The following is a 3,911-nucleotide window of genomic DNA, read 5'->3' as shown; positions in this document are numbered from 1 at the left end:
AGCTTGGTGGAGGCATCGATCAAGCCCGGCAACTGCGCCAGATCCAAGGTGCCGTCTGGTTGCAATGGCCAGACACGCAGCGTAATACCACGCTCCTGTGCCAGCATTTGCCACGGCACAATGTTGGCATGGTGCTCCATCTCGGTGATGATGATGCTGTCGCCCGCCGTCAGCAGATGGCGGCCAAAGCTGTTAGCCACCAGATTGATGCCTTCGGTAGTGCCTTTGACGAACACAATTTCTTCTGCCGAGCCCGCGTTGATAAAGCGCGCCACTTGCTCACGCACGGCCTCCATCTGCTGCGTGGCTTCGGCACTCAACGTATGAATACCACGATGCACTGCGGCATAGCCGTGACGGTAGAAATCCAGTTCGCGGTCAATTACGCTCTGCGGTTTCTGCGCGCTGGCGGCGCTGTCCAGATAAGCCAACGGCTGCCCATTGACTTCCCGAGCCAACAGGGGGAAATCGCTACGTACCCGTTCCAAGGGATAACTCATGCTGCCTCCCGAGGTAAACGATCGGCGATACGGGCCAGCACCAACTCACGAATGACTGGGTCGGCAATGCCCTCCGTCAATTCCGCGGCAAAGGCAAAGATGATCATCTGCTGCGCTGCGTGCTTATCGATACCGCGCGATTGCAGATAGAACAGTTGTTCTTCATCGATCCGGCCCACGGTGGCACCGTGGCTGCATTTGACATCATCGGCGTAGATTTCCAACTGCGGTTTGGTGTCTACCTCCGCCACCTTGCCCAACAGCAGATTGTGGTTGTTCATCTGGCCGTCGGTTTTGATCGCGTATTGCGCGACCTTGATCATGCCGTTAAATACCGCCTTGGCCCGATCGCTGACCACCGTTTTGTGCAGTTGGCGGCTTTCGCAGTAGCCTTTGTTGTGTTCCAGATAGGTACGGGTATCGCACACCTCTTTCCCCACCGGCAGCACCAGGCTATTGATGACCAGATTGCTCCCCTCACCGTTTAACTGTGCGCTGGTGTGGTGGCGTGTCAGCCCCGCTCCCAGCAGGAAGCTATCGCTTTTAACCCTCGCATCGCGGCCAATCAACAGGTCGTTATGGGCAAAGTGATAACTGGCCTGGCTCTCAAACGCCAGTTTACAATGATACAGCTCGGCATTGTCACCCACCGTCACGGTCAGGCGCGCACCGGTGAAGTGGGCCGCAGCGCTGTCGCTGACATAGTGTTCGATGACTGAAGCTCGTGCACCACTCGCCATCTCCAGATGGTGCCGGTGATGCAGCGTATTCACTTCGCCGGGCCGCTCACGACCGGTACTGATATGCAACAGATAGAGCGGTTTAACCGGCGTTTTGCCTACCGCCAGGCTAATCACGCTGATTTCCTGCGCCAGACTTTCGGTCAAATGCAGGAAGATTTCTGGCTGGATCGGCTCCGGCAGCCTTGGTGGCGCATCATAGGCCACCCTGGTCAACCGGTAGTCACCAAGATCCTTATCGCTCAGTTGCGGGCATAAACGCCCATCGACAAACACCAGGCGATACCCATCGATCTTCAGCGCCAGTTGGTCACGCTGCGCCGCGCTGAACACTTGGTCCGCAGGTTCCAGAAACTGCTGCTCCAGCAAGCCTTCCAGCGGGGTGTATTTCCAGTTTTCCTGCTTGCGGGTCGGCCAGCCTTGGCGCAAAACCTGCTGCCAGTGGGTTAGCGCATGTGCAGAGCGCTCGCCGCCGCGGGCTTCGAACAGGCTGTACATCTGCTGTAGCGCCCGTGAATTACTGTTGGTCGGAAAGCCAGCCATAGCCCTGCTCCTCCAACTGTTTCACCAATGAGAAATCACCGGACTTCACGATGCGCCCCTGGGAAAGCACATGAACGTAATCCGGTTTGATGTAATCGAGAATACGCTGATAGTGGGTGACAATAATAAAGGCGCGCTTGCCGTCACGTAGCGAATTAACGCCGTTGGCGACGATCTTCAGGGCATCGATATCCAGCCCGGAATCCGTTTCATCCAGGATGCACAGCTCCGGCTCCAGCGCCGCCATTTGCAGGATGTCGTTGCGTTTCTTCTCGCCACCGGAAAAACCGACGTTGACCGAACGGGTCAACAGATCCGCTGGCATATTCAGCAACTCGATCTTCTGTTCGATAAAGTCGGCGAAGTCGAAGCGATCCAGCGCCTCTTGACCACGGTAATTACGCACCGCATTCACCGAGGTCTGCAGGAAGAAATGGTTGCTGACGCCGGGGATCTCTACCGGATACTGGAACGCCAGGAATACGCCCTCACCGGCCCGATCCTCAGGAGCCAGTTCCAGCAGATCTTTGCCTTTAAACGTCACTTCACCTGCGGTGACCTCATACTCTTCCCGGCCAGCCAACGTGGCGGAAAGCGTGCTTTTGCCAGAACCGTTGGGCCCCATAATGGCGTGCACTTCGCCCGGTTTGATGTCCAGGCTCAGCCCTTTGAGGATTTCATTACCTTCGGCGCTGACGTGCAAATTCTTGATACTTAACATGCTGTGTCCTCAGATCGCGCTGCTGCGCTATAAATACGAGTGCTTAACCGACGCTATGTTCCAGGCTGATAGCCAGTAACTTCTGTGCCTCCACGGCAAATTCCAGCGGCAGTTCGGAGAACACGTCCTTACAGAAACCATTGACGATCATCGAGATGGCATTATCTTCGCTGATGCCCCGTTGCAGGCAGTAGAACAACTGGTCGTCACCAATCTTCGAGGTGGTGGCCTCATGCTCAAGCTGGGCGCTGTTATTGCGCGTTTCAACATAAGGGAAAGTATGCGCCCCGCTATTCGGCCCGATCAGCATCGAATCGCACTGGGTAAAATTACGGGCGTTTTCCGCCCCGGGCAGGATCTTCACCAATCCGCGATAGGTATTTTGGCTGTGCCCGGCGGAGATCCCTTTGGCAATAATGGTCGACCTGGTGTTTTTACCAATGTGGATCATCTTGGTACCGGTATCCGCTTGCTGGTAACCGCTGGTCAACGCCACCGAGAAAAACTCACCGATCGAGTTGTCACCCTGCAAGATCACGCTTGGGTATTTCCAAGTAATGGCCGAGCCAGTTTCCGACTGCGTCCAGGACATTTTGGATCCTGAGCCTTCACACAGCGCCCGTTTGGTGACGAAGTTAAGAATACCGCCCTTGCTTTCGCCACCGCCGGAGAACCAGTTTTGCACTGTGGAATACTTCACTTCGGCGTCTTTATGCAGGATCACTTCTACTACCGCTGCATGCAGCTGATAACTGTCGCGTACCGGCGCTGAGCAGCCTTCGATATAGCTGACGTAGCTGCCTTCATCGGCAATCAGAATGGTGCGTTCAAACTGACCGGTTTTTGCAGCGTTAATACGGAAATAGGTGGATAGCTCCATCGGACAGCGCACGCCCTTCGGCACGTAGACAAAGGTGCCATCAGAAGCTACCGCAGCGTTAAGTGCGGCAAAGAAGTTGTCGTTATGCGGCACAACCCGGCCCAGATACTTACGCACTAGATCCGGATGATCGTGAATAGCTTCACCGAACGAGCAGAAGATCACTCCACTCTCCGCCAGTTTTTCACGGTAGGTGGTCGCGACGGAAACCGAGTCGAAAATGGCGTCTACCGCCACCTCGCTGCCTTCACGCACCGGTACCCCCAGCTGATTGAACGCCAGTTCAACCTCGCTGGTCAGGTAGCTATTCTCCGCACTGGCTCCGGGCTGCTGCTCCGCCCCTGGCTGAGAACCGCAGGCGTCATCACAGCTGCCGCAGGACGGCGCTGAATAGTAGCTATAATCCTGATAGTTCAGCTTGTCGTAGTTGGCTTTCAGCCAGTGTGGCTCTTCCATTTGTAACCAGGCACGGTAAGCCTCCAGGCGGAATTCCAGCATCCACTCGGGCTCGTTACGCTTGGCCGAGA

General features: G+C 55.9%; 4 protein-coding genes. All 4 read right to left on the bottom strand.

Annotated features, from left to right (window positions below):
- Positions 1 to 500, bottom strand: a 500-nt coding sequence (locus ACLQ7H_RS22035) for an aminotransferase class V-fold PLP-dependent enzyme (protein WP_411754501.1), incomplete at its 3' end; no start/stop codon positions are given.
- Entirely contained in the window at positions 497 to 1,783 is a 1,287-nt protein-coding gene (gene sufD, locus ACLQ7H_RS22030; protein ID WP_411754500.1) for a Fe-S cluster assembly protein SufD, read from the bottom strand. The genes sufD and ACLQ7H_RS22035, both read right to left, overlap by 4 nt.
- Positions 1,758 to 2,504: a Fe-S cluster assembly ATPase SufC gene (gene sufC / locus ACLQ7H_RS22025; RefSeq protein WP_021804565.1), complete on the bottom strand. Its 747-nt coding sequence runs from the start codon at positions 2,502 to 2,504 to the stop codon at positions 1,758 to 1,760. Before sufC ends, sufD begins: the two co-directional genes overlap by 26 nt.
- Positions 2,505 to 2,547: 43 nt before the next feature.
- A partial coding sequence (sufB, locus tag ACLQ7H_RS22020; RefSeq protein ID WP_411754499.1) for a Fe-S cluster assembly protein SufB occupies positions 2,548 to 3,911 on the bottom strand: 1,364 nt, incomplete at its 5' end.

Origin of the sequence: Serratia sp. (in: enterobacteria), assembly GCF_046715635.1 — a bacterium.
Taxonomy (GTDB): Bacteria; Pseudomonadota; Gammaproteobacteria; order Enterobacterales; family Enterobacteriaceae; genus Chania.
Note: the sequence above shows the minus strand (reverse complement) of the source record. Positions and strands in the feature narration are given on the sequence as shown.

Excerpts from the sequence above, each read along its gene's own strand:
- sufD (WP_411754500.1), bottom strand. The coding sequence starts at position 1,783 with ATGGCTGGCTTTCCGACCAACAGTAATTCACGGGCGCTACAGCAGATG.
- sufC (WP_021804565.1), bottom strand. The coding sequence starts at position 2,504 with ATGTTAAGTATCAAGAATTTGCACGTCAGCGCCGAAGGTAATGAAATC.